A 21,792-nucleotide genomic window follows, 5' to 3' on the forward strand; every position below is an offset into this window, starting at 1 on the left:
GTGCCTGTTTTTTGAGTGGTCGGATTTCTACGATCGATACCCGAATCACCGCTTTTCAAGGCACGCCATGATCACCACGCTCACCTCCGCACCTGCCTCCGTCATCCTGGAGCCGGGCCAGTCCCTGCGTACCGCTGTCGATGCCGGCACGTGGCTGCAGGTGGCCGAGGGCCGGGTGCGCGTGGTGTCCCCGCCCGGGTGGTTCGGCGAGACGGTGCTCATGGCGCAGGCGGTGCTGAACGAGGGCGATATGCATCACCTGGCGCATGGCGGCTGGATCGAGGTGTCTGCGCTGGCGACGGCGCATCTGCGGATTCATGCGCCGGCGGCGGGGCTGGTTTCAGGACCCGAACAGGGCCGGCCGGTGATGCGTTTCGTGCGCTTGCTCACTGGCTGGTGAGCGTCTCATTCCGTGGCGCGTGCGAAGGACACCGGGTGCTCCCCCCCCGCGAATGTCCCCCGGTCGGTGTGAGCACGCCCCCGAACTGAACTGAACAGACAGTTTCAGCGCTCGCTCGCAGCCTCCCGCAGCGCATCCAGAAAGCTCCGGCGCCACCAATGGATGTCCTGCTCGCGAATGCGAGACAGCAGCTTCTGGTGCCGCTCGCGCCGCTCCTCCAACGGCATCTGCAGCGCCTGCTGCACCGTCTCGGCCGTGCCATGGGTGTCGTACGGATTCACCAGCAGCGCTTCCTTCAGCTGCTCGGCCGCGCCGGCAAAGCGCGACAGCACCAGCACGCCCGGGTCGGCCGGGTCCTGCGCCGCGATGTATTCCTTGGCCACGAGGTTCATGCCGTCGCGCAGCGGCGTCACCAGCCCGACGGCCGCCGCGCGGCACAACCCCGGCACGCGCTTGCGCGCCACCATGCGGTGGATGTAGCGCACCGGCATCCAGTCGAGCTCGCCGTAGTCGCCGTTGATGGCGCCGCACAGCGATTCGAGCTCGCGCCGGATGTCTCCGTACGCATCGACCGTCTCGCGCGTGGGCGAGGCGATCTGGATCAGCGTCGCGCTGCGCCGGTTTTCGGGGTAGTTGGCCAGCAGCTCGCGGAATGCGCGCACGCGCTGCGGAATGCCCTTGGAGTAGTCGAGCCGATCGATGCCCAGCAACAGCCGGCGGCTCGAGTACTCGCGCTTCATGGTCTCGTACATGTCGCGCGACTCCTTCGCGTGCGTGAGCGCCGCGAACTCGTCGACGTCGATGCCGATCGGGAAGGCGTTGCTACGCACCGTCTGCCCGTAGGCGCGGTACATGTCGTCGCCCAGGTACTCGCCGTGGGCCTCGTTGCGCACGTAGTGCTCGAAGTGCTGCACGTCCTGCTGCGCCTGGAAGCCGATCAGGTCGTAGGAGAACAGCGAGCGCATCAGCCACGCGTGCTGCGGAATGGCCGCGGTGATGATCTGCGGGGGCAGCGGAATGTGCAGGAAGAATCCGATGCGCTGCCTGCAGCCCATGGCGCGCAGATCGGCCGCCAGCGGGATCAGGTGGTAGTCGTGCACCCAGATGATGTCGTCGTCCTTCAGCAGCGGCAGCAGCTTGCGCGCGAACAGCTGGTTCACGCGCCGATAGCCGCCGATGAAGCCGGCCTCGAAGTGCGCCAGGTCCAGGCGGTTGTGGAACACCGGCCACAGCACGTCGTTGCTGTAGCCGAGGTAGTAGCTGTCGTGGTCCTCGCGGCTCAGGTCGATGGTGGCGAGCGTGACATTGCCGGCCTGCTGCCTGTGCAGTTCGCCTTCGCCGGTCGGGCCACCCTCGACGATCTGTCCGCTCCAGCCGAACCACAGGCCCCCGCTTTGCTGCAGGCTCTCGCCGAGCGCCACGGCGAGGCCGCCGGCCGCCGGCTTGCGCGGGTCCGCCACGCGGTTGGAAACGACGACGAGTCGGCTCATATGCAGGAATCCCAGGGCGCCGACAGGCGCACGGCCGCATTGATGATGCCGACCATCGAATAGGTCTGCGGAAAGTTGCCCCACATCTCGCCGGTGACCGGGTGCGTGTCTTCCGACAGCAGGCCCAGCGGGTTGCGTGCCGCGAGCATGGTCTCGAAGATCTGGCGCGCCTCGGCCTTGCGGCCGATCTTGGCGAGCGCGTCGATGCGCCAGAAGGTGCAGATGTTGAAGGCGGTCTCGGGCTTGCCGAAGTCGTCGGCGGCCTCGTAGCGGCGCATGTAGGGGCCGTCGCACAGCGACTTTTCCATGGCGTCGACGGTGGAGATGAAGCGCGGGTCGCGCGCGTCGATCAGGCCCACCTCCACCATCAGCAGGATGCTCGCGTCGAGCTCGTGGCCGCCGAAGCTTTCGGCGAAGGCCTGGCGCTCCTCGCACCACGACTTGGCGAGGATCTCTTCCTTCATGCGCGAGGCATGGCCGTGCCAGTAGGCCGCGCGCTCGGGCAGGTTCAGCGCGCGTGCGATCTTGGAGAGCCGGTCGCAGGCGGCCCAGCTCATCAGCGCCGAGCTGGTGTGCACGCGGGCGCGCGTGCGCAGCTCCCACATGCCGGCGTCGGGCGTGCCGTACACGCGCACCGCCTGCTCGCCCACCGCCTCCAGGTGCGGAAACTCCGCCACGCCCGCGCGGCTGAGCAGCCGATGGTCGTGGAAGGCCTGTGCCGCACCGAGCACGATGTTGCCGTACACGTCGTGCTGGAAGTGCTCCTGCGCCTGGTTGCCCACGCGCACCGGACCCATGCCGCGGTAGCCCGGCAAGCCCTCGACGAAGGACTCGGGCAGCTCGCGCTCCAGCCCGATGCCGTACAGCGGCTGGATGTGCTCGCCGTGCGAGCCGATCACCACGTTGCCGAGCCAGCGCAGGTAGTCTTCCATGGTGCCCACTTCGCTCAGCGAATTGAGCGCGCGCACCACGAAGAAGGCGTCGCGCAGCCAGCAGTAGCGGTAGTCCCAATTGCGCTGGCTGCCCGGCGCCTCGGGGATGCTTGTGGTCATGGCGGCCACGATGGCGCCGGTGTCCTCGTACAGCGAGAGCTTGAGCGTGATGGCCGCGCGGATCACCGCCTCCTGGTACTCGAAGGGAATGGCCAGGCGCTTGCTCCAGGTGCGCCAGTAGGAGATGGTTTCCTGCTCGAACTTGCGCGCGGTGTCGGCGATGCCGTCGAGCAGCGTCTCGTCCACGCCGAACATGAAGTTGTATTCGCGCGAGATCACGAAAGGCTGGCGCGCGAGGATGTGCGAGATCGAGGCGTCGGTGTTCAGCCGCAGCGTCACGTCGGGACCGACGTAGCGGATGTGGTTGCTGCCGCGCGTCACCTCCTCCGGCGCCACGGCGCCCCATTGGAAGCGCGGGTCGAGCGACACGCGCACGCGCGGCGCTCCGGCGATCGGCCGCACGCGGCGCACCATCATCAGCGGGCGGAAGTAGCGCGAGCGGCTGTAGAAGCGCGGCGCGAAGTCGGTGATCTCGATGCCCTGGCCCGCGCTGTCGAACAGCTGCGTGCGCAGCACCGCGGTATTGGGTTCGTACCACTGCTTGCTGGAGGCGAAGTCCTCGATCTCGATGGCCCAGGCGCCGGAGTCTTCGCCGGGATGCAGCAGGGCATTGAAGACCGGATCGCCGTCGAAGCGCGGCAGGCAGCACCACACGGCCCGGCCGCGCGCGTCGATGAGCGCGCTGTAGGCGCAGTTGCCGATCACGCCCACGTTCAGCGAAGGTTCGGCCGGCGGCGCGAAGCCGCGCGTTCCGGGCGCGGCGGCCGCCTTTGCATCGACGGGGGCCTTGTCGTCGGGACCGGCGGCACCGGCCAGCGCCTCGCCCGCGCGGTCTTCGGGAGCCTCCATCAGTTGTTGCTCGCTCATCGGGGGCTCCTCGGGGGTTCGGTGTTCTTGTTTTCGGGGGCTGTCAGCAGGTCGCGTGCCTGCACCAGCCATTCATAGACGTCGCGCGGCGATTCGAGGCGGTGCAGCGCCAGGCTCGGCCCGGAGCCGACCTTGACGGCGATGCCGCCGCGCGGCTGCACCACGGCAAAGCCGGTTTCGTCGGTGGTGTCGTCGCCGAGGAAAACCGGCATGCGGCCCGCGAAGGGCGCTTCGCTCATGAAGGCCTCGATGGCGATGCCCTTGTGCACGCCGGCAGGCTTCACCTCGAAGACGAACTTGCCGTGCATCAGCTCGAGCTGCGGTTCGTGCGCGATGGCGCGCGACATCGCGTCGCGGCACACCGCCTCGAGCTGCGGCGCGAGCCGGTAGTGCAGCGCGATGGCGGCGTGCTTGCGCTCCACCAGCAGGCCTTCGTGCACACGCGCGAGTTCGTTGGCGATGTCGAGGATGGACACGAGGTCGGGCGCACGCTGCTCCTGCATATGGCCCTCGGCGTCGCGGCGCTGCACGCCGTGCTCGCCGGCCGCGGGCAGGCGCAGCGGGGCCAGGAAGCGGTCGATGGAATCGATCTGGCGGCCCGACACCACGGCGAGCGCGCCGCCGAGCAGGTCACGCAGATCGCCCAGCAGGGGCACGAGGGCAGGGGGAATCTCGATGGCTTCAGGCGTGGGCGCGAGTCCGACCAGCGTACCGTCGAAGTCGAGAAAGAGGGCTGCGTCCCGGCCTAACGGAGGAGGCAACTGCAAGTTGCTGGAGGACTTTGGCATTGGGAAAAACCATAACACGCGCCATCATGCGCGCGTGTCGGCAAATGCCGAATCTCCCTTTGGCGTCAGCGGGCGGCCGTTTCAGGTTCGTGCCGGCAGCGATGCCGCGACGGCTTCCACCCGCGCCCGGTGAATCGCCTCGCCGATCTTCGGGCCGGTGGCACCCGACTGCTGCGCAGCCTTCGCCACCGCATCGGTGGCCACTGCCGCCGCCGTTGCCAGCAGCGCGAGCAGGCGCTCTCGCTGCGGGTAGGTCGCGTTGCCGAAGCCGGGCCGGCCGCGCGCATCGCACTCGCAGGCCAGCAGCGCCTCGGCGAAGCGTGCGGGCTTGCGGAAAGCATCGCAGCGCTCCAGCAGGCGCACCAGCCCCGTTGCATCGAGTGCGCCGCTGCCGTCGACGTGGCCATGCTCGCGCGCCACCACCTCGGCCAGCTCCCGGATGTCCACCGGCACGCGCCAGCGGTCGCACACCTGCTGCAGCTGCGGTTGTCCAACGCTGCGCATGAGGCAGGCGAAGCGCACCGCCAGCGAGACCTGCAGGCGCGCACCGGCATCGATGGCCGCCATGGCTTGCGTGCCGGTTTCGATCCCGGGCAGCAGCACGGCCAGCGCGCCGCAGTCGCGCAGCACCTCGAACATGCGCGAGGGACGCGCTTCCATCAGGCCGCGCGACAGCTCCTGCCACACGCGTTCGGGCACCAGCGCATCGGCCTCGCCGGCCGCGACCATCTCGCGCATCAGCGCCATCGTTTCCGGGGCGACGGAGAAGTCGTCGAAGCGGGCCGCGAAACGCGCCACGCGCAGGATGCGCACCGGGTCTTCGCGGAAGGCGTCCGTCACGTGGCGCAGCACCTTGTCGCGCAGGTCGCGCTGGCCGTGAAAAGGGTCGGCGAGCGCGGCGGGCGTGGGGTCGAAGCGGCCGTCGGCGCCCACCAGCTCGGCCGGCAGCGCGATGGCGTTGACGGTCAGGTCGCGGCGCGCGAGGTCTTGTTCCAGCGTGACGTCGGGCGCGGCATGCACGGTGAAGCCGCGGTAGCCCGGGGCGCTCTTGCGCTCGGTGCGGGCCAGCGCGTATTCCTCGCGCGTCTCGGGGTGCAGGAACACCGGAAAGTCGCGCCCCACCGGCAGGTAGCCCCGGGCCACCATTTCTTCGGGCGTGGCGCCGACCACCAGCCAGTCGTGGTCGGACACCGGGCGCTCCAGCAGGCGGTCGCGCAGTGCACCGCCAACGAGAAAAATCTTCATGGGTGCAGTGTAGGGATACTCCCGGGTTCAAAAAATAGAACGGTCGTTCGATAATTTTCGAGGCAAACCGGGTAATCGTTCGTCGACCGGACGAAATGAAGCGGCAGACACAAGCCAGCTCCCGAATCCGCGGAGGGATCTTTCAACCAAAGGAGCAATTCGCATGAAGAAGACGATGTTTGCGCTGGCGACTCTGGGGGCCTTGGCGTCCGGAAGTGCGATGGCGCAACAGGCCGGCAACTGGGTCCTCGGCACGGGCTGGTTCCATCTGTCACCGCAGGATTCCAGCAAGCCGCTGACCGTGACTTCGCCCATTCCGGCCGTGCTGCCCGGCTCCGGCGCGAGCGCCAGCGACTCCGACACCCTCGGCCTCAGCGCCATGTATTTCCTCGACAGCCACTGGGCGGTGGAAGGCGTGTTCGGCGTGCCGCCGAAGTTCAAGCTCGACGGCACCGGCACCCTGGGCCGCGTCGGCCAGCTTGGCGAGGCCCGCCAGTGGAGCCCGACCATCCTGGGCAAGTACTACTTCAACGAGGGCAACGACGCCTTTCGTCCCTATGTCGGCCTGGGCGCCACCTACGTCTGGTACAGCGGCGTCAAGCTGACCTCGAACCTGCAGGGCGCGCTGGCCAGCCAGTTCCACCAGTCGCCGTTTGCGGTCAACACCACGGCCAAGCTCGACAGCTCGTTCGCACCCGTGGTCAACGTCGGCGTGGCCTATCAGTTCGACAAGCACTGGGGCCTCTCGTTCTCGGTGTCGTACATCCCGCTGAAGACCAAGGCCAGGCTGACCACGACCTCGGTCACCGGCCTGCCGGTGGCCACCAGCGAGGCCAGCCTGAAGCTGAACCCCATCGTGACCTACCTCGCGGCCACCTACCGGTTCTGACCTGCCACCTGCCTCCAGGACCCTAGCGCCGGGTGCGGTAGGGCTCTTCGAATGGCAGGAAGTCCTTCTCCGCCAGTGCATCGTCGATCCAGGCCTTGACGCCCGGCAGCGCCTGCACGCGCTCGATGTAGGCCGTGATGTGCGGCGGCACCGGCAAGCCAAAGGTCTTGATGCGCGTGCCGACCGGTGCGAAGTAGGCGTCGGCGATGCCGAACTGGGCGCCGAACAGCATCGGGCCGCCGTGCGCCTCCAGCAGGCCGCTCCACATCTGCACGATGCGCGCGAGGTCGCTGGCGACTTCAGGCACCTCCTTCATCAGCCGCGCACCCACTTCGGGCAGCGAAGCCTCGATGTTCATGCCGCAATGGTTGCGCAGGCCGCTGAAGCCCGAATGCATTTCGGCGCAGACGCTGCGCGCGCGCGCACGGTCGGCCACCGACCGGGGCCAGAGCTGCTTCTCGGGGAAGGCTTCGGCGAGGTATTCGGCGATGGCCAGCGTGTCCCAGACGACGAGTTCGCCGTCCACCAGCACCGGCACCTTGGCCACCGGGTTGAGCGCGCCGATGGTGTGCTTGAACTGCGAGTCGGCATCGAACGAATCGAAGCGCAGCACGACTTCCTCGAATTCGATGCCGGCCTGCTTCATCAGCACCCAGGGCCGCATGGACCACGACGAGTAATTCTTGTTGCCGACATAGAGCTTGCGCATGGGGAGGCCTCCGTTCGTTGCGGTGATTCGGGGAAATGCCTTCGATGCTAGCCGGGCGCCGCGCCGCGATTGATGCCGAACGCGGCGCGAATTGATGCGGGGCCGTGTTCGGCCTCAGGGCAGGTCCTTGTTCGGTTCCGGCTCGGCCGCGTCGCGCGGCCCCACGCGGCCCAGGCGCTCCTTCAGCGACTGCGGCCGGCCGCTGATGATGGCGGCATAGTTGGTGGTGTTGGCCAGCACCTTCTTCACGTAGTCGCGCGTCTCGGTGAACGGCACGTTCTCGGCCCAGATGGCGGCGTCGAGTACCGGCCCGTTGCGCCAGTTGCGCGGTCGGCCGGGGCCGGCGTTGTAGGCGGCGGCGGCCAGCGCCATCGATCCGTCGAAGTCGTCGAGCGCGAGCTTCAGGTAGTTGGTGCCGATGGTGATGTTGGTCTCGCGGTCGTTGATCTGGCCGGGCGAGAAGTCCGACATGCCGATCTTGCGGGCCGTCCAGCGCGCGGTGGCGGGCATGACCTGCATCAGGCCCGAGGCGCCGACGCCGGAGCGTGCATCCATGATGAAGCGGCTTTCCTGGCGGATCAGGCCGTAGACGTAGGCCGGGTCGAGGCCGATGTCCTGGGCCTTGCGCAGCACCGTGTCGTGGAAGGGCATCGGGAAGCGCTGCTCCACGTCGACCACGCCCTTGGTGCGCTCACTGGTGTTGATGCAGCGGTCCCACACCTCGCGCTGGCAGGCGAAGTCGGCCGCGGCCAGCAGCGCGCGGTCGTCCATGCCGCCCTTGTCGTGCAGGTTGGTGGCGTAGTTCCACTCGCGCGTGCCTTCGGGGCGCAGGCCCATCGCGATGGCGTAGAGGCCGCGGGCGAGCGCCGGGTTGTTGCGCGCGGCGGCCTTTTCCTCGGGCGTGAGCGGGGCGGGGCGCGTGGGCACCACGGTGCGCTGGCCCAGCTCTTCGAGCGCCAGCATTTCGTAGAAGCCGCGCGAGCCGGCGATGCTCTGGTAGAGCTCGCGGGCCTGGGCGCGGCGTTCGTCGCCGCCGACGCTGGCCAGGGCGCGGGCTTTCCAGTAGACCCAGGTCGGGTCGAGCTGGGCGGTTTCGCTCATGGCGTCGATGGCGGGCGCCACCTCCTTCCACTGGCCCGTACGCAGGGCGGCGCGCACGCGCCAGCCGAGCATGTCGTCGGACAGGTCGCCGTTCTTCGTGACGTTGGCGAAATAGCTGCCGGCCTGCGGCCACAGCTTGATGGCGGCGGCGCGGCCGATGGTTCCCCAGAGCCAGTTGCGCTCTTCGGCGGAGAGCATCGGGCCCCACTTGCTGTCGAGCTGCGAGGCGGCCAGTTCGGGATCGGCAATGGCGACCTTGATGAGCGCCAGCACCACCAGCTCCTTGCGCGACTTGGCTGCCACGAAGGCGCGGCCGGTCAGGAACTTGGCCGAGCTGGCGTTGAGCTCGTCGAACAGCGGCAGCGCATCGGGCGCGGCGATGGTGACGGCGGCGCGCGCGGCCTGCGGGCGGTTGGCCTCGATGGCCAGGCGGGCCTTCTTCCAGACGTCGTTGGTCGACATCAGGCGGGCGGCGACCATGCGGTCTGCGGCGGTGAGGCAGCCGTCGTCCAGGTCTTTCTGGGCGAGCCAGCTGCGACGCACCTCGTCGGCCTGCGCCTGCGTGGCGGTGCCACTGCGCAGCGTGTCGACCAGGACCGCGTAGCAACGCACCTGTGCATCGTCGCCCATGCGGAAGCCGTCGAGCGAGGCGGAGAAGTTGTCCCAGTCGCGGCGCTGGCCGGTGAGCAGCAGCCAGTCGTTGCGCAGGCGGTCTTCCTGGTAGGTGCCGGGGTAGCGTGCGAAGAAGTCCTGCACTTCGTTGGGGGCGGCTTCCTGCAGGCGTGCCTTGAGTTCCCAGTAGGCGGCCCAGGGTTCCAGCGCATGGCCTCGGGCTTGCGGCAGCAGGGCGGTCAGGCGGGCTTTGTCGCCGCGCTGGAAGGCCTGCTTCATCTGGATCAGCACGTCGTCGTTGGTGTTGCCGTTCTGTGCCGCGGCGGGCTGCTGCGAGAGCAACGCGGCGAGGGCCAGGACAGCGGAAAAAACGAGTGCGGGGGTCGTGTTGCGCGGGTAGGCGCGCTTGGGTGCCAAAATGCTTGGGAACTGCATCGGGGGATTATGGACAAGTCAAAGGATGCCGGCACTTCGGCGACGGCGAGTTTTCTGAAGGATCAGCTGCGCAAGGCATTGATCGCACAACGCCTGGCCATGCCGGACCGGCTGACACGCGCAGACCTGCTGCAGCGCGTGATGCGCATCTGGCTGGTGGGCCGGCCCGACACCGTGATCGGCGCCTACTGGCCGATCAAGGGCGAGTTCGATCCGCTGCCCGCGCTACATCGATGGAAGGAAGACGGCGAGCTGATGGAGGAGGCGCAGCGTCGCCGCATCGGACTGCCGGTGATCGACAAGGTCCACAAGACGTTGACCTTCCATGCCTGGTACCCGGGCTGCCAGATGGAAGAAGACGCCTACGGCATTCCCAAGCCCAAGGACACCGAGCTGATCGTGCCGACCCTGCTGTTCGTGCCCTGCGTGGGCTACAGCGCGGGCGGCTACCGGCTGGGCTATGGCGGCGGTTTCTACGACCGCACGCTGGCCGCGCTGGAGCCGCGGCCGTTCACGGTGGGGCTGGGGTTCACCCACGGCTTCCTTGAAGACTTCGAGCCAGAGGCGCACGACCTGCCGCTCGACGCGATCCTCAACGACAACGGCGTCGTCTGGCCAACGAGCTGAGCGGCTCGGTCAGTCGATGTTGTCGACGGTGTCCGGATCGGGCACCTCGCCGATGGTCTCGCGCGTGGTCACGGCCTGCAGCTGCAGCCAGTCGCAGAAGGCCCTGATCTCCGGGCGAAGCGCATTGCGCGGCCCAGCGATCAGCCAGTAGGACATCGGCGAGTCCATGCGGTGCTGCGGCAGCACCTCCACCAGGTCGCCGTTGGCCAGGCTCTCGGCAATCAGCGAACTGCGCGCCAGCGTCACGCCCTGGCCGGTGAGCGCGGCCTGCACCATCTGGTAGGCGTAGTTGAAATAGAGCCAGCGCTTGGGCTGCGCACGCTCCAGCCCGTTCACCTCGAACCAGCGGCGCCAGGTCAGCCACTCCAGGTGCGTGCGGTGCGCGTCGCCGGCCTCGATCAGCGTGAACCGGGTGATGTCCGCGGGCGTCTTGATGGGCGGGTTGCTCTTCAGCAGCCAGGGGCTGGCCACGGGCGTCAGCGTTTCGCCGAACAGGCGCACGGCGCCGGCGGGCATGCTTTCACGCGGGCCGTAGCGCAGGGCGATGTCCACATCTGCCACTTCGAGGTCGACCGCGACGTCGCTGGCGTCGATGCGGATGTCGATCTCGGGGTTGTCGCGCTGGAAGGCCTCCAGCCGCGGGATCAGCCACATCGAGGCGAACGAGGCAAAGGTGGTCAGCGACACGCTCTGGCGTCCCGCACTCTGGCGGATCTGGCGCACGGCCATGTCGATGCGCGGCAGCGACTGCTGCACCGCCAGCAGCAGCAGGGCGCCGGCGCTCGTGAGCTCCACCGCGCGCGTATGGCGCAGGAACAGGGCCACGCCCACCTCTTCCTCGAGCGATTGGATCTGGCGGCTCACGGCCGACTGGGTCAGCGCCATTTCTTCCGCTGCGGCGCGGAAGTTCAGGTGCCGGGCCACCGCCTCGAAGGCGCGCAGGTGCCCGGCGGAGATCGGGCGGGAGCGCAAATGGGTCTGCGAATGTTGCATGGGTATGACTTTGGAGGGCGAGTCGGCGTCCAGGTCGATTGATGCTGAACACGCATCAGTAGGCTAACTCGTTTTCATTGGACCGCCAACGCCGTAGAAACGATCATTCATTCCCGAACTGCGCTATTGCCTCTTTCTGTCAAGCGCTTCGGCAAAGCCCAAGGAGTTACACCATGTCCACCGCTGTCTGCACCACCGAATCGTTCTCGCCCGTGTCCGTTCCTGCCCGCGCCGCCGCCGTTCCGCCGGCCGTGCGCCGTGGCGCCTGGCAGATCGCGCCCGGCGAGGCGATGAGCCTGAAGGCACGGTCGGCCAGCATCCTGCGGGTCAAGCAGGGCCGGGTGTGGATCACGCCCGACGCCACGCTGCGCAATCCCAGCGAAGACCTGGTGCTCGCACCCGGCGAATCGCTGACGGTGGCCGCGGGCCAGCGCATCGTGATGGAGGCGTGGGACGGCTACGGCGCGACCTACAGCTGGGACAACGCCTGATCGACCGCCCGCCTCCAGGAGCTGAAAAAGCGGCCTTCCGGCCGCTTTTCTCTTTTTGGGGAGCCAGCCGCTCCATTCAGCAGTTGATGTCGAAGCTGGGCCGCAGGTCCAGGAAGTGCCGAAGGGCCGCCTCGCCGTCCAGCACGTGCACGCCGGCCATCAGGTCGAGGCCCTCGCATTCGGCCAGCCCCATGCCGAAGCCGCTGTAGCGGCGGGCCTCCAGGGGGGCCTCGTAGAGCACCCTGACGTCGACATGGCGCGGATCCTTCTCGATCTGCCGCATCAGCATGTCGACGGCCTCGCGCGGGCCTTCCAGGTGCTGGCAGAAACGCAGGCCGTCGAACACCAGCAGCCCCGTGATGCCGCGCTCCGCGTTGCGCGCGCGTGCCTGGGAAGTGATCGACCCCACGGTAGCCGGGGACTGGTCCTGGGCCAGCGTGCTGCAGTAAAGGACCTCGTGGAGCGGGAGTTTCTGCGGTTGTTCGTCTGTCATGCGTCTGGTGAGGGGAGGACATGCGCAGTGTAGGAAAGCCGGGGACGCCGCGAAATGTCAAAAGACACAGGCGAACGGCCTATAGTGAAGCGTGAAATTCGAGGACTACCCCGTTGCCGCGTCGCCTCCCCAGGGCATGAATCCGTGCGACCAATGCGCATTGCGCCGCCTCGATGCGTTCCTGCCGGTCTCGGGCGAAGAACTCGCGACCATCCAGGCGTTTCGCGTCGGCTCCCGGCGGGTGGAAGCCGGCAGCTCGATCATCGACGAGCACCGGCGCAGCCCGCAGCTCTTCACCCTCTATTCGGGCTGGGCCTTTCGCTACAAGACCTTGAGCGACGGCCGGCGGCAGATACTGAGCTTCCTGCTGCCCGGCGACTTCCTCGGTCTGCAGGACGAGTTCGCCGACGGCCACACGCACGGCGTGGAGGCGGTGACCGACGTCACGCTGTGCGCGTTCTCGCGCGAGCGGCTCTGGGAGCTGTTCCATGCCCAGCCCAAGCTCGGCTACGACATCACCTGGCTGGTGGCGGGCGAAGAAAAGATGGTCGACGACAGCCTCGTCACCTCGGGGCGGCGCAACGCCGCCGAGCGCGTGGCCATGCTGCTGATGCACCTGTACCGCCGCGCGGAACGCGTGGGCATGGTGCGCGACGGCTGGGTCGAGTTTCCGTTCAACCAGCAGCACATCGCCGACGCGCTCGGGCTCTCGCTGGTGCACACCAACAAGACGCTGCGGCGGCTGCAGCGCCTGGGGTTCTACAAGATCGACGCCGGCTGGCTGCGCATCATGGAGCCGCATGCGCTGGAAAAGCTGGGCGACTACTTCGAGCGCCCGATGCGTCCCACGCCCCTGATCTGAGGAGGCAGGCCCTTCAGCGCGTGGCCGCCAGCTGGCGCAGGTCTTCCTGGTAGGCCTGCAGCCGGCGCACCGCCTGCGCGCGCTGGCTGGCGGTGGTGCTGTTGTGCAGCGCCGCCGTGTTGCGGCAGCCTTCCTGCAGCACCGCCAGTGCGTCCTGCTGGCGCCTGCGGCGCTCGGCATCCGTCAGCCGCGGGTCGAACACCGACTGCGCCGCCTGCTGCTTGAGCAGGTCGCGCTGCTCGTCGGTGAGCCGGCCATAGAAATCCTCGGCCCGGTCGAGGGCCCGGTCGTAGCGCTTTTCCTGCACCTGCGCCGGGGTGCGCTCGAGCCAGCCCTTGCGGTATTCGGCGTTGATCTTCGCGTACTTGCGTTCCAGCTGCTGCAGCTGGGACTCGCTCAGGCTGAGCGCCAGTTCGGTACCAGCGGGCTCGGCGCGCTCGGTCACGGCCAGCAGGCGCTCGCGGATGCGGTCGGTCATGGCGCAGACCTGTGCCGGCGTCACCTCGCCCGGCGCCAGCGCCTGCGCCTCCTGCAGCAGCGAGGCGATGCGCGGCAGCTCGTTCTGCCGGTGCCAGGCCAGCAACTGCTCGAGTTCGTCGCGCACCTTCGGTGTCTGCGCACCGTTGAAGTCCAGGTAGGCGTCGAGCCGCCAGTAGCTCACCGTGGGCAGGTTGTTGTAGGCCAGCTTGATCGCGCTGCAGGCGCCCAGGGCGGCGGCGGCAAGCAGCACGCCGATAATCCGCGCCACTGCAGCGCAACGAAATCGGGAAGAAAAACGCATGAATCAAACTCCGCAACAAGACAACCAGGGGCCGGTCGACATCGTCATCATGGCCGCCGGCAAGGGCACGCGCATGAAAAGCAGGCTGCCCAAAGTGTTGCATCGGTTGGGTGGCCGCGCCCTGCTGGCGCATGTGGCGGGCACCGCCGCGCGCATCGGTGCGCGCAGCGTGGTGGTTGTCACCGGGCACGGCGCGGCCGAAGTCGAGGCTTCGCTGGACAGCGGCATCCCTGGTGCCACGCTGCGCTTCGCGCGCCAGGAGCCGCAGCTCGGCACCGGCCACGCGGTGCAGCAGGCCGCGCCGCTGCTGCCGGACGACGGCACGGTGGTCGTGCTGTCGGGCGACGTGCCGCTGATCGGCGAGGACACGCTGCGTGCGCTCATCGCGGCCAGCGGGGGACAGCGGCTCGCGCTGTTGACCATCGAATTCGACGACCCGAGCGGCTACGGCCGCGTCATCCGCGCGGCGGGCGGTGGCGAGGTCATTGCCATCGTCGAGCACAAGGACGCAAGCGAAGCGCAGCGTGCCGTGCGCGAGATCTACAGCGGCGTGATGGCAGTGCCCGCGCGCCTGCTCAAGGGCTGGCTCGCGCGGCTGGACAACAGGAACGCGCAGGGCGAGTACTACCTGACCGACGTGGTGAAGTTCGCCGCCGACGACGGCGTGCCCGTGGTCGCGCACGTCACCGCCGACGCCCTTCAGGTGGCCGGCATCAACAGCCCCGCCCAGCTCGCGGCGCTCGAACGTGCCTGGCAGCTGCGCCAGGCCAACGCGCTGATGGAGCAGGGCGTGCGCCTGGCCGACCCGGCGCGCTTCGACCTGCGCGGCACGCTCGAATGCGCGGGCGACGTGGAGATCGACGTCAACTGCATCTTCGAAGGCATGGTGTCGCTGGGCGAGGGCGTGCGCATCGGTGCCAATTGCGTGATTGCCAATGCGCGCATCGAGGCCGGTGCAGTGATCCACCCGTTCACCCACGTCGACGGCGAGAAGGCTGGCGTGACGGTGGGTGCGGGCGCACTCGTCGGCCCCTTCGCGCGGCTGCGTCCCGGCGCGCAACTGGGCGCAGAGGTCCACATCGGCAACTTCGTCGAGGTCAAGAACTCGACGCTGGCCCCCGGCGCCAAGGCCAACCACCTGGCGTACCTGGGCGACGCCACCGTGGGCGAGCGCGTCAACTACGGCGCGGGCAGCATCACCGCCAACTATGACGGCGCCAACAAGCACCGCACCGTGATCGGCGACGACGTGCACGTGGGCAGCAACTGCGTGCTGGTGGCGCCGGTCACCATCGGCGCGGGCGGCACCATCGGCGGTGGGTCGACCATCAACAAGTCGACCGAGCCGGGCGCGCTGACCGTGGCGCGCGGCAAGCAGGTCAGTTTCCCGAACTGGAAGCGCCCGCAAAAAAAACCGAAGGCCTGATCGCCTTCTTCCTCATGCCCGGGGTGCCAGCGGCACCTGGGGCTCGAACTTGGCGCGCTTGAGGCTGAAGAAGGCCTTGACGTTGCGCACGTTCGCATCGGCCGTGAACAGGCGCTGCGTGAGCGCGCCGTAGTCCGGCATGTCGCGCGCGGCCACCACCAGCACGAAGTCCGGCCCCGGCGACACGCGCCAGCACTGCTGCACCGCGTCGTCTGCGATCACGCGGGCCTCGAAGGCGTCGAGCGACGCGGCGTCCTGCCGGTCGAGCGAAATCTCGATCACCGCCTGCAGGCCGTGGCCCAGCGCCGCGGCGAGCCGGTCGGGCGACAGCAGCGCGACCTGGCGTTCGATGAGCCCTTGCTCGTGCAACCGCTGCACCCGGCGCAGGCAGGTGGGCGGCGAGATGCCGGCATCGGCGGCCAGGCGCTGGTTGGTCTGCGAGGCGTCGCGCTGAAGGGCGTCGAGCAGGCGCAGGTCTATTGAATCTAGCGATATTGATTCCATATTCGGTGAAATTATGGAATAAAAATCCATACATGTAATAGCATGAAATAAAAAGTCAAAACTATCGGTATTAAGAAGACATATTTCTTTCTGGCGTGCCTACCATTCAGGCTCCTCTCCATTCAAAAGGCAGCTCACCATGTGCGGCATCGTCGGGGCAGCGTCCCATCGCAACATCGTTCCGGTCCTGGTCCAGGGCCTTCAGCGGCTCGAATACCGCGGCTATGACTCGTGCGGCGTGGCGGTGCACGCTGGTGGCCTGACGCGCGCGCGCACCACCTCGCGCGTGGCCGACCTCGTGGCGCAGGTGCGCGACGACAAGGTCGAAGGCCTCACCGGCATCGCCCACACGCGCTGGGCCACGCACGGTGCGCCGGCGGTGCACAACGCCCACCCGCATTTCAGCCATGGCCCCGGTGCCGATGCGCCGGCCGCGCGCCCAGGCCGCATCGCGCTCGTGCACAACGGCATCATCGAAAATCACGAAGCCCTGCGCGCCACGCTCGAAGCCAGGGGCTACGTGTTCGAGAGCCAGACCGACACCGAGGTCATCGCTCACCTCGTCGACAGCCTCTACGACGGCGACCTGTTCGAAGCCGTGAAGGCCGCCGTGCTGCAGCTGCACGGCGCTTATGCCATCGCCGTGATCTGCCGCGACGAACCGCAGCGCGTGGTCGGCGCACGCGCGGGTTCGCCGCTGATCCTCGGTGCGGGCAAGGACGGCGCAGAGAACTTCCTCGCCAGCGACGCGATGGCCTTGGCCGGCGTGACCGACCAGATCATCTACCTCGAAGAAGGCGATGTGGTCGACGTGCAGCCCGGCAAGTACTGGATCGTCGACAGGAACCACAAGCCCGTGACGCGCGTCGTGCGCACCGTGCAGGCCCACAGCGGCGCGGCCGAGCTCGGCCCCTACCGCCACTACATGCAGAAGGAAATCTTCGAGCAGCCGCGTGCCATCGGCGACACGCTCGAAGGCGTGGAAGGCATCGTGCCCGAGCTGTTCGACGGCGTCGGCCAGGATGGCGCCACGGGCGCCAGCGCCCACCGCGTGTTCCAGGACATCGACAAGATCCTCATCCTCGCCTGCGGCACCAGCTACTACAGCGGCTGCGCCGCCAAGTACTGGCTCGAAGGCATCGCGAAGATTTCCACGCAGGTCGAGATCGCGAGTGAATACCGCTACCGCGACTCCGTGCCCGATCCGAAGACGCTGGTCGTCACCATCAGCCAATCGGGCGAAACCGCCGACACGCTGGCCGCGTTGAAGCATGCGCGCTCATTGGGCATGGAGCAGACGCTGACCATCTGCAACGTGGCCACCAGCGCGATGGTGCGCGAGTGCAAGCTGGCGTACATCACGCGGGCGGGCGTGGAGATCGGCGTGGCGTCGACCAAGGCCTTCACCACGCAGCTCGCGGGCCTGTTCCTGCTCACGCTGGCCATCGCGCAGGCGAAGGGCCGGCTGAGCGAAGCCGACGAGGCGCGCTACCTGAAGGAGATGCGCCACCTGCCTGTCGCGCTGCAGTCGGTGCTGGCGCTGGAGCCGCAGATCATCGGCTGGGCCGAGGACTTCGCGCGCAAGGACAACGCGCTGTTCCTGGGCCGCGGGCTGCACTACCCGATCGCGCTCGAAGGCGCGCTCAAGCTCAAGGAAGTGACGTACATCCACGCCGAGGCCTACGCCGCCGGCGAGCTCAAGCACGGCCCGCTCGCGCTGGTGACGAGCGAGATGCCCGTGGTGGCCGTCGCACCGAACGATGCGCTGCTCGAGAAGCTCAAGAGCAACCTGCAGGAAGTGCGCGCGCGCGGCGGCGTGCTCTACGTGCTGGCCGACGGCGACACGAAGATCACGAGCAACGAAGGGCTGCACGTGATCCGCATGCCGGAGCACTACGGCGCGCTCTCGCCGATCCTGCACGTTGTGCCGCTGCAGCTGCTGGCGTATCACACGGCGTGTGCGCGGGGGACGGACGTGGACAAGCCGCGCAACCTGGCGAAGAGCGTGACGGTGGAGTGAGTGCGGCCGAACGCCAGGTGCTTTGCCCGATCACAATAAAGTCGGTCGAGAACAATAGAGTCTGTCGCACTCACAACTCAAACTGAGTTCAAGGGCGCTTTTTCCCGCGGCAGGTTCTTTGCCATTAATGTCCGGGACAGTGCGTTGATGTCTGAGGCAACCCATCGGCGGGGGCAAGCGTTGGCGGTATGGGGTACCCGGATCGATCACCAGCGAGAGCACGCGACCGAATTAACTGAAGCCCATGCCCAGATACGTTTCCGGCCCCTTCCGCCGCTCGAGAGCCGCGCCACTCGCCGTGCTGTGGAGCGCGATCGCGGCGCTGTGCATCGGTTGCGCCGCCAGCCGCACCGAGCCTGATCCCTCGCCGCCGCACGACACGCTGCGGCAGATGGCCACCCGCTACGGCATCTGCAGCGTCGCCATCGCGGTGGTCAGGAATCGCCAGCTCCAGGCCGTCGATGCGGCGCCGGGATGCACGACCGACTCGCCAACGACGCCCGATAGCGTCTTCGAGGCCGCTTCGCTCAGCAAGCCCGTGTTTGCGTACGCAGTGCTGATGCTGGTGCAGCAAGGAAAGATGGACCTCGACGCGCCGGTGGCGAAGTACCTGCCGAACGGGTATTGGCACCGCTTTCGACCGCATCTCGCTGATTCGCAAGCCGATCTGGTGTCCGATGCGCGCCTGCAGGCGGTCACGGTGCGCATGGCGCTGAACCATACTTCCGGTCTGCCCAACTGGGCTGGCGGACCTCTGGGCTTCGATCGCAAGCCCGGCGAGCGGTGGCAATACTCGGGCGAAGGCTACGTGCTGCTGCAGCGCGCCGTCGAGGCGGTCACGAACGAGAAGCTCGACGACTTCATGGAGCGCCAGGTGTTCCAGCCGCTCGGCATGACCCGCAGCGGATACTCGAGCAAGCCGCGCCTGGAGAAATACATCGTCCCACGCGTGGGCAAGGATGGCGCACCGATGAAGCTGCGGCCTTTCCTCACGCCAGTGTCCGCGTTCACGCTCTACACCAGCGCGCACGACTACGGCCTCTTCCTCGCGGCGCTGCTCAACGATGAACGCTCGCTGCGACAGATCGTCGAGTCCCCAGTGCCGGTGAACCCGAAGCTGAATCTGAGCTGGGGACTGGGCTGGGGCCTCGAACAAGACAAGGCCGACACCCTCATCTGGCACTGGGGCAACAACCCCGGCTACCGAGCCTTCGTGATCGCATCGCCGCGAACTGGAGACGGCTTCATCATGTTCACCAACAGCGATGGCGGCCTGCGGCTGGCCGAGCCGCTGAGCAACAAGATCCTGCCGGGACCGCACAAGCTGTTCCGTTTCCATCTGCTGCGCGAAGGGCTCGACAACCTGCTTTGCGAGACGTTCGATGTCTGCCTCTAGCATCGGCCTGCGAGTCAACCAGCAGGCAGCTACCTTCGACATCGACATCGAAGATCTTCTACCCCGCGGTGCATGAAGGCGCGCGCCGCCCGCGGCCTGGACCTGGTCGCCATGCGCGGGCAACTGGCCGCGCGCAAGGAAGAGCTGATGGAGGAACTCGGCGCCATGGCCTGAGTTCGCGCGCAGGGGGTTCTCCGCAAGACCGAAGGCGATCTCATAGCAATGCGCTATGAGATCAATATGCTCAATCTGGTTGTTGAAGGGGCAGTCCAAACCTAGACTGGCTCCGATCGCGAGTGATCGACAACCAAAGGAGAACCCCTTGTCCGATGAAACGAAGTGCCCCTTCCCGGGCCATGCGCGCACGCACTCCATGACGGGTGCTTCGGCAAATGCAGGCTGGTGGCCCAACCAGCTGAACCTGAAGCTGCTGCACCAGCACACCGCCAAGTCCAATCCCATGGGCGAGGCGTTCGACTATGCCGAGGAGTTCAAAAGCCTCGACCTCGACGCGGTGATCAAGGACCTCCAAGCCCTGATGACCGATTCGCAGGATTGGTGGCCCGCCGACTACGGCCACTACGGCCCGCTGTTCATCCGCATGGCCTGGCACTCCGCGGGCACCTACCGCACCTCCGATGGCCGCGGCGGCGCGGGCAACGGCGCGCAGCGCTTCGCCCCCCTCAACAGCTGGCCCGACAACGGCAACCTCGACAAGGCGCGCCGGCTGCTGTGGCCGATCAAGCAGAAATACGGCCGCAAGATTTCCTGGGCCGACCTGATGATCCTCACCGGCAACGTCGCACTGGAGTCGATGGGCTTCAAGACCTTCGGTTTCGCCGGCGGCCGCCCGGACATCTGGGAGCCCGAAGAGGACATCTACTGGGGACCGGAAGGCAAGTGGCTGGCCGACGAGCGCTACAGCGGCGACCGCGAGCTCGCCAATCCGCTGGCCGCCGTGCAGATGGGCCTGATCTACGTGAACCCCGAAGGACCGAACGGCAACCCCGACCCGCTCGGCTCGGCGCGCGACATCCGCGAGACCTTCGCCCGCATGGCCATGAACGACGAGGAGACCGTGGCGCTGACCGCAGGCGGCCACACCTTCGGCAAGGCCCATGGCGCGGGCGACCCGGCCAAGGTCGGCGCGGAGCCTGAAGGCGCCGACATCGAGGAAATGGGCCTGGGCTGGAAGAACAGCTTCGAAAGCGGTATCGGCGTCCACACCACCACCAGCGGTATCGAAGGTGCCTGGACCCCCACGCCCACCAAGTGGGACAACAGCTACTTCGAGACGCTGTTCGGCTACGAATGGGAACTCACCAAGAGCCCCGCTGGCGCGCACCAGTGGAAGCCCAAGGGCAGCACCGGCGCGGACACCGTGCCCGATGCGCATGACCCGGCCAGGCGCCACGCCCCGATGATGACCACCGCCGACATGGCCATGCGCATGGACCCGGCCTACGAGAAGATCTCGCGCCGCTACATGGCCAACCCGCAGGAATTCGCCGATGCGTTCGCCCGCGCCTGGTTCAAGCTGACGCACCGCGACATGGGGCCGCGTGCCCGCTACCTCGGCGCGCTGGTGCCGAAGGAAGAGCTGATCTGGCAGGACCCGATTCCCGCCGTGGACCATCCGCTGGTCGACGACAAGGACGTCGCGGCGCTGAAGGCCAAGGTCCTCGCCTCGGGCCTCACCGTATCGCAACTCGTGGGCACGGCCTGGGCCTCGGCCTCGACCTTCCGCGGCAGCGACAAGCGCGGCGGCGCCAATGGTGCGCGCATCCGCCTCGCGCCGCAGAAAGACTGGGAGGCCAACCAGCCGGCCCAGCTGTCGAGGGTGCTGTCGGTGCTGGAAGGCATCCAGAAGGAGTTCAACGGCGCGCAGTCCGGCGGCAAGAAGGTCTCGCTCGCCGACCTGATCGTGCTGGCCGGCAATGCGGCGGTCGAGGCCGCGGCGAAGAAGGCCGGGCAGGACGTGACGGTGCCCTTCTCGCCGGGACGCATGGACGCTTCGCAGGCGCAGACCGACGCTGTCTCCTTCGCTCCGCTGGAGCCGCAGGCCGACGGTTTCCGCAACTATCTCCGCAAGGGGATCGACGGGGCGTCCGCCGCGGGGCTGCTGCTCGACAAGGCGCAGCTGCTGACCCTCACCGCGCCCGAGATGACGGTGCTGGTCGGCGGCCTTCGCGTGCTGAACGCGAACGTCGGCCAGTCCGGCAACGGTGTCTTCACCAAGCGCCCGGAGACTCTGAGCAATGACTTCTTCGTGAACCTGCTCGACATGAACACCGGGTGGAAGAAGTCCGCGACGACCGACGGCGTGCTGGAGGGACGCGACCGCAAGACGGGCGCGCTCAAGTGGACGGGCACGGTGGCCGACCTCGTGTTCGGTTCCAACTCGCAGCTGCGCGCGGTCGCGGAAGTCTATGCGGCCGGCGATTCGCAACAGGTCTTCGTGCGGGACTTCGTGGCCGCCTGGACCAAGGTGATGAACCTCGATCGCTTCGACCTGCGGTGATTGCGGGCGGCCGGTCGCGGCCGCGCCGAGCAGCAATACAGCCCGAGCCTGGTTCCGGAGAGTCCCGAACCAGGCTCGGGCGTATTCAAG

At 67.7% G+C, this 21,792-nt stretch carries 19 protein-coding genes; 9 read left to right on the forward strand and 10 right to left on the reverse strand.

Annotated elements, in window-relative coordinates; all coding sequences use genetic code 11:
- Positions 1 to 67: 67 nt before the first annotated feature.
- Complete coding sequence (locus tag AC1DFC_RS20160; protein WP_478179859.1) at positions 68 to 400, forward strand: hypothetical protein; 333 nt, start codon at positions 68 to 70, stop codon at positions 398 to 400.
- A gap of 104 nt (positions 401 to 504) precedes the next feature.
- Here AC1DFC_RS20160 and otsA read toward each other — a convergent pair whose 3' ends face one another.
- The 4 genes from otsA to AC1DFC_RS20180 all read right to left on the reverse strand — a co-directional run bounded on the left by otsA (position 505) and on the right by AC1DFC_RS20180 (position 5,842).
- Positions 505 to 1,890 carry an alpha,alpha-trehalose-phosphate synthase (UDP-forming) gene (gene otsA, locus AC1DFC_RS20165; protein WP_478179860.1) on the reverse strand — a complete coding sequence of 462 codons (1,386 nt, stop codon included), beginning with the start codon at positions 1,888 to 1,890 and terminating at the stop codon, positions 505 to 507.
- Complete coding sequence (locus AC1DFC_RS20170; protein ID WP_413333206.1) at positions 1,887 to 3,809, reverse strand: glycoside hydrolase family 15 protein; 1,923 nt, start codon at positions 3,807 to 3,809, stop codon at positions 1,887 to 1,889. The genes otsA and AC1DFC_RS20170 overlap by 4 nt, the downstream gene beginning before the upstream one ends.
- On the reverse strand, positions 3,806 to 4,597 hold the full coding sequence (gene otsB / locus AC1DFC_RS20175; protein WP_413333204.1) for a trehalose-phosphatase: 792 nt from the start codon (positions 4,595 to 4,597) through the stop codon (positions 3,806 to 3,808). Before otsB ends, AC1DFC_RS20170 begins: the two co-directional genes overlap by 4 nt.
- Positions 4,598 to 4,678: 81 nt before the next feature.
- Positions 4,679 to 5,842, reverse strand: coding sequence for a multifunctional CCA addition/repair protein (locus AC1DFC_RS20180; RefSeq protein ID WP_478179861.1), 1,164 nt, complete (start codon positions 5,840 to 5,842; stop codon positions 4,679 to 4,681).
- Between the two features lie 163 nt (positions 5,843 to 6,005).
- Here AC1DFC_RS20180 and AC1DFC_RS20185 point away from each other — a divergent pair, with 163 nt between their 5' ends.
- Positions 6,006 to 6,731 carry an OmpW/AlkL family protein gene (locus tag AC1DFC_RS20185; RefSeq protein WP_007831496.1) on the forward strand — a complete coding sequence of 242 codons (726 nt, stop codon included), beginning with the start codon at positions 6,006 to 6,008 and terminating at the stop codon, positions 6,729 to 6,731.
- 22 nt (positions 6,732 to 6,753) lie between these two features.
- Here the strand turns inward: AC1DFC_RS20185 and AC1DFC_RS20190 are convergent, their stop codons facing one another.
- Positions 6,754 to 7,440 carry a glutathione S-transferase family protein gene (locus AC1DFC_RS20190; protein ID WP_478179862.1) on the reverse strand — a complete coding sequence of 229 codons (687 nt, stop codon included), beginning with the start codon at positions 7,438 to 7,440 and terminating at the stop codon, positions 6,754 to 6,756.
- 114 nt (positions 7,441 to 7,554) lie between these two features.
- A complete protein-coding gene (locus tag AC1DFC_RS20195) occupies positions 7,555 to 9,588 on the reverse strand; it encodes a lytic transglycosylase domain-containing protein (RefSeq protein WP_478179863.1) in 2,034 nt (677 codons plus the stop codon).
- 9 nt (positions 9,589 to 9,597) lie between these two features.
- Between AC1DFC_RS20195 and AC1DFC_RS20200 the strand changes: the two genes are divergently transcribed.
- The gene (locus AC1DFC_RS20200) at positions 9,598 to 10,215 is read left to right on the forward strand and encodes a 5-formyltetrahydrofolate cyclo-ligase (protein WP_007831500.1); all 618 of its coding nucleotides are present in this window, start codon (positions 9,598 to 9,600) and stop codon (positions 10,213 to 10,215) included.
- 9 nt (positions 10,216 to 10,224) lie between these two features.
- On the opposite strand, the gene AC1DFC_RS20205 is transcribed toward AC1DFC_RS20200, so the two are convergent.
- Positions 10,225 to 11,208, reverse strand: coding sequence for a LysR substrate-binding domain-containing protein (locus AC1DFC_RS20205; protein ID WP_007831501.1), 984 nt, complete (start codon positions 11,206 to 11,208; stop codon positions 10,225 to 10,227).
- A gap of 173 nt (positions 11,209 to 11,381) precedes the next feature.
- On the opposite strand from AC1DFC_RS20205, the gene AC1DFC_RS20210 reads away from it, so the two are divergent.
- Entirely contained in the window at positions 11,382 to 11,699 is a 318-nt protein-coding gene (locus AC1DFC_RS20210) for a DUF2917 domain-containing protein (RefSeq protein ID WP_007831503.1), read from the forward strand.
- Positions 11,700 to 11,775: 76 nt separating this feature from the next.
- Here AC1DFC_RS20210 and AC1DFC_RS20215 read toward each other — a convergent pair whose 3' ends face one another.
- The gene (locus AC1DFC_RS20215) at positions 11,776 to 12,192 is read right to left on the reverse strand and encodes a BLUF domain-containing protein (RefSeq protein ID WP_007831506.1); all 417 of its coding nucleotides are present in this window, start codon (positions 12,190 to 12,192) and stop codon (positions 11,776 to 11,778) included.
- Between the two features lie 91 nt (positions 12,193 to 12,283).
- Here AC1DFC_RS20215 and AC1DFC_RS20220 point away from each other — a divergent pair, with 91 nt between their 5' ends.
- Positions 12,284 to 13,054, forward strand: a complete 771-nt coding sequence (locus AC1DFC_RS20220) for a Crp/Fnr family transcriptional regulator (protein WP_413333196.1) — start codon at positions 12,284 to 12,286, stop codon at positions 13,052 to 13,054.
- A gap of 13 nt (positions 13,055 to 13,067) precedes the next feature.
- On the opposite strand, the gene AC1DFC_RS20225 is transcribed toward AC1DFC_RS20220, so the two are convergent.
- Positions 13,068 to 13,784, reverse strand: a complete 717-nt coding sequence (locus AC1DFC_RS20225) for a DUF6279 family lipoprotein (protein WP_478179864.1) — start codon at positions 13,782 to 13,784, stop codon at positions 13,068 to 13,070.
- 49 nt (positions 13,785 to 13,833) lie between these two features.
- Between AC1DFC_RS20225 and glmU the strand changes: the two genes are divergently transcribed.
- A complete protein-coding gene (gene glmU, locus AC1DFC_RS20230) occupies positions 13,834 to 15,261 on the forward strand; it encodes a bifunctional UDP-N-acetylglucosamine diphosphorylase/glucosamine-1-phosphate N-acetyltransferase GlmU (protein WP_413333192.1) in 1,428 nt (475 codons plus the stop codon).
- Between the two features lie 12 nt (positions 15,262 to 15,273).
- Here the strand turns inward: glmU and AC1DFC_RS20235 are convergent, their stop codons facing one another.
- Positions 15,274 to 15,765 carry an Lrp/AsnC family transcriptional regulator gene (locus AC1DFC_RS20235; RefSeq protein WP_007831511.1) on the reverse strand — a complete coding sequence of 164 codons (492 nt, stop codon included), beginning with the start codon at positions 15,763 to 15,765 and terminating at the stop codon, positions 15,274 to 15,276.
- 139 nt (positions 15,766 to 15,904) lie between these two features.
- On the opposite strand from AC1DFC_RS20235, the gene glmS reads away from it, so the two are divergent.
- From glmS to katG, 3 genes are all read left to right on the forward strand, one after another.
- Complete coding sequence (gene glmS, locus AC1DFC_RS20240) at positions 15,905 to 17,785, forward strand: glutamine--fructose-6-phosphate transaminase (isomerizing) (RefSeq protein WP_478179865.1); 1,881 nt, start codon at positions 15,905 to 15,907, stop codon at positions 17,783 to 17,785.
- A 244-nt stretch (positions 17,786 to 18,029) separates the two neighbouring features.
- Positions 18,030 to 19,181 carry a serine hydrolase domain-containing protein gene (locus AC1DFC_RS20245; protein ID WP_413333187.1) on the forward strand — a complete coding sequence of 384 codons (1,152 nt, stop codon included), beginning with the start codon at positions 18,030 to 18,032 and terminating at the stop codon, positions 19,179 to 19,181.
- Positions 19,182 to 19,503: 322 nt separating this feature from the next.
- Positions 19,504 to 21,702 (forward strand): catalase/peroxidase HPI, encoded by a 2,199-nt coding sequence (katG, locus tag AC1DFC_RS20250; protein WP_478179866.1) that lies wholly within the window; start codon positions 19,504 to 19,506, stop codon positions 21,700 to 21,702.
- The last annotated feature ends 90 nt before the right edge of the window (positions 21,703 to 21,792 follow it).

The organism is Variovorax sp. 10L421 (assembly GCF_056395365.1).